Below are 4006 nucleotides of genomic sequence, written 5' to 3'. Positions count from 1 at the left end.
CCACCTACCACTGCGGCATCGACGACGCCCTCCTCACCGCCCTCGCCCTCGCCATCACCACCTGGCGCCACCGCCACCACACCCCCACCCACACACTGCTCGTCAACATCGAAGGCCACGGCCGCACCGACCCCCTCATCCCCGGCGCCGACCTCACCCGAACAATCGGCTGGTTCACCACCATCCACCCAACCCTCCTCGACCTCACCGACATCGACCTCGACAACGCACTCACCGGCGGACCCGCCACCGGGCACGCCCTCACCACCATCAAAGAACAACTCCACAACACCCCCGACCACGGCACCGGATACGGCCCCCTCCGCTACCTCAACCCCCACACCGCAAGCCAACTCCGCAACCTCCCCCAACCCCAAACCACCCTCAACTACCTCGGCCGCTTCGACTACCCGCCGCACGGGCCCTCGAACGGAACCGGCTGGGAACCGGTAACCAGCATCGAGTTCGACACCACGATCCTCGGAAACGTGCCCGTCACAGCGATTCTCGACGTCAACGCCTACGTCTACGAATCAGGGGGCGTCCCGATCATGCGCGCCACCTGGGTGTATCCGCCCGGTGTGCTCCCGGCGGCCGACGTCACCGAGCTCACCGACCTGTGGACCGAAGCCCTCACCGCCCTCGCCGACCACATCAGCCGACCCGGCGCCGGCCGGCTCACCCCCAGCGACCTCGACCTCGTCCACCTCGACCAAACCACCCTCGACGCACTCCACCACCACTACCCCACCCTCACCGACGTCTGGCCCCTCACCCCCTTGCAGGCCGGTCTGCTGTTCCACGCCGAACTCGGCGGGCCCGCCGCCGACGCCTACGTCGTCCAACTCGTCCTCGACATCAGCGGACCCCTCGATCCCGACCGCCTGCGCGACGCCGTGGCAGCCCTGCTCGGCCGTCACCCGAACCTGGGCGCGGCCTTCACCCACACGCCGGACGGCACACCGGTACAGGTCGTGACGACCACTGCTCTCGCCTGGGCGTACCACGACGTCACCACCGCACACCGTCCCGCCGCAGAGCTCGACGACATCCTCACCGCGGACCGCGCCGCGCCGTTCGACCCGGCCGAGCCTCCTCTCCTGCGATTCACCCTTGTCACGACCGGTCCCGACGACCACCACCTGGTGCTCACAAACCACCATCTGGTACTCGACGGCTGGTCCACCCCGCTACTGCTGCACGAACTCCTCCAGCTCTACGAGCACCACGCCGATCCCGATGCGCTTGCGCCGGTGCGGCCGTACCGCGATTTCCTCGAATGGCTGGGCACGCGCGATGTCTCGGCGTCCGTCGCCGCGTGGGGTCGTGCGCTCGAGGGTGTCGAGGACGCGACGCGGCTCGCACCGGGCCTCGATCCTCACCGGGACGCGGGTCCCTGCGCGGAGCGCGTGGTGACACTCACGACCGCCCAGACGGATGGGTTGCGGACCGTGGCCCGCACCCACGACCTCACCCTCCACACCATCCTCGACACCGCCTGGGCCCTCGTCCTCGCCACCCACACCGGCACCACCGACATCACCTTCGGCACCACCGTCTCCGGACGCCCACCCCACATCCCCGGCATCGAAACCATGATCGGACTCTTCATCAACACCATCCCCGTCCGCATCACCCTCCACCCCACCGACACCCTCACCACCCTCCTCCACCACACCCACACCACCCACACACAACTCCTCGACCACCACCACCTCCCCCTCACCCACATCCCCAACCCCCACGCCACCACCTTCGACACCATCACCGTCCACGAGAACTACCCCCACCACACCACCCCACCCACCGACCTCACCATCACCACCACCTCCGCCACCGACGCCACCCACTACCCCCTCGCACTCGCCGCCACCACCACCGACACCACACTCCACCTGCGGTGCATCTTCCAGCTGTCGGCATTCGATGCCGACAGCGTCGACGCGATCCTCGGGCAACTGGCACGTGTGCTCGTCGCCATGGGATCCGACGCGTCCCTGCCCATTGCCCGCCTGAACCTGCTGGACGCCGCGGAGCACCGAGCGGTGGTGCCGGCCCGGGGCGAGGCAGCCGACGAGCCGCGGACCCTGGGCGCGATCCTCACGGACGCCGCTGAGCGCTCGCCCGACGCCATCGCCGTAGACGACGGGGCCCGCCGGCTGACGTACGCCGAGCTGCAGGCCCGCGCATTGATCCTTGCCGACCGCCTCGTCGAGACGGGCGTCGGTCCGGAAAGTGTGGTCGCCATCGCGATACCGCGGTCCCTCGAATCAGTCCTCGCCGTCTGGGCCGTCGCCGGAACCGGCGCCGCGTTCCTGCCCGTCGACCCGACGTATCCACAGATCCGCATCCAGCACATGCTCACCGATTCCGGAGTCCTCGTCGGCCTCACCACGAGCAGTCGTCGCGACGCGCTGCCGGACACCGTCACGTGGATCGACATCGATGGCACGGATGCCGGCCGGACACCGCACACCGGTGACACGGGGGCTCGTCAGGCGCCCACGATCCGCCCCGACAATGCGGCGTACCTGATCTATACGTCCGGGTCCACCGGGGTTCCGAAAGGCGTGGTGGTCGGTCACCGTGGATTGAACTCTCTCGCAACCACATTGCGCGGACGTACCGGGGTGACCGCAGCGTCCCGGGTGGCGCATTTCGCGTCTCCCAGCTTCGACGCGTCGGTACTCGAGTATCTGCTCACGTGGTCTGCGGGAGCCACGGCGGTGATCGTGCCCACCACGATCTACGGCGGGGATGAACTGCGTCGGCATCTCGCCGACAGCCGGGTGACCCATGCTTTCCTGACCCCCACGACTCTCGCCACCCTGGACCCCGGGGGCCTCGACGACCTCGAGTGCGTCGTGACCGGCGGGGAGAAGTGCACCCCCGACGTGATCCGCCGGTGGTCTCCGCACCGTCGACTCATCAACGCGTACGGACCGACGGAAAGTACCGTGGCGGCAGATATCTCGGACGATCCGGCCACCGACGGTGCGAATGTGATCGGCGGCCCGATCCACGGCGTCACCGAGGTCGTGCTCGACGCCCGGATGCAACCGGTCCCGTTCCGGGCCCGGGGGGAGTTGTACATCGCGGGCGATGCGATCGCCCGCGGCTACCACGGCAAGCCCGCACTCACCGCCACCCGATTCGTGGCCGATCCGTTCGGCCCACCGGGCGGTCGCATGTATCGCAGCGGTGATGTCGTCCGCTGGAACACCGGGAGCGAGCGGTGTGCCGTCCTCGAATACCTGGGTCGCAGCGACTCGCAGGTGAAAGTGCGTGGGTACCGGATCGAACCCGGCGAGATCGACGCCGCGCTGTCCGGTCATCCGGCGGTCACGTTCAGCGCGACGCTCCCCTCGACGGGCGGCCCGGACACGAGCGGCCAGGACGCGACACTGGTCTCCTACGTGACGACCACCGGCGCGACCGGACCCCGCGAACTCCGCGACTACCTGACGAGTCGGCTTCCCGCACAGCTCGTTCCGTCCGCGGTCGTCGAGATCGACGACATTCCGCGGACGCCGTCGGGAAAGCTCGACCGCGACGCGCTCCGCACCCTCCGATCCACCCCGCTCCCCGCGCAGCTTTCGGCGACCACCCCACTCGAACAGACCGTCGCGGAAATCCTCGCCGCGTCACTCGACCTGTCGAGTCTGGGAGTGGACGACGACTTCTTCGCAGCAGGTGGAAACTCGCTGACGGCGACCCGGGCAGTCGCCCGCGTGAACGCGACCCTGCACACGGACCTCGCCGTGCGCAGTCTGTTCGATGCCCCCACCCCGCGTGCTCTGGCGCGACTGCTCCTGGACGACACCGAATCGGAGCCGCGCCCCTCGCTGACCGCCGCCGCGAGGGAGCCGGAGTTCGCACCGTTGTCGCCCGCCCAGCAACGCATCTGGTTCCTCAACCAATACGACACCACCACCCCCACCTACAACATCCCCCTCACCCTCCACCTCACCGGCCACCTCGACACCACCGCCCTCCACCACGCCCT

General features: G+C 68.9%; 1 protein-coding gene. It reads left to right on the top strand.

Annotated features, from left to right (window positions below):
- Positions 1-4006, top strand: a 4006-nt coding sequence (locus HGB39_RS37780; protein ID WP_168443017.1) for a non-ribosomal peptide synthetase, incomplete at both ends; no start/stop codon positions are given.

The organism is Rhodococcus opacus (assembly GCF_012396235.1).
Lineage (GTDB): Bacteria > Actinomycetota > Actinomycetes > Mycobacteriales > Mycobacteriaceae > Rhodococcus_F > Rhodococcus_F opacus.
Note: the sequence above shows the minus strand (reverse complement) of the source record. Positions and strands in the feature narration are given on the sequence as shown.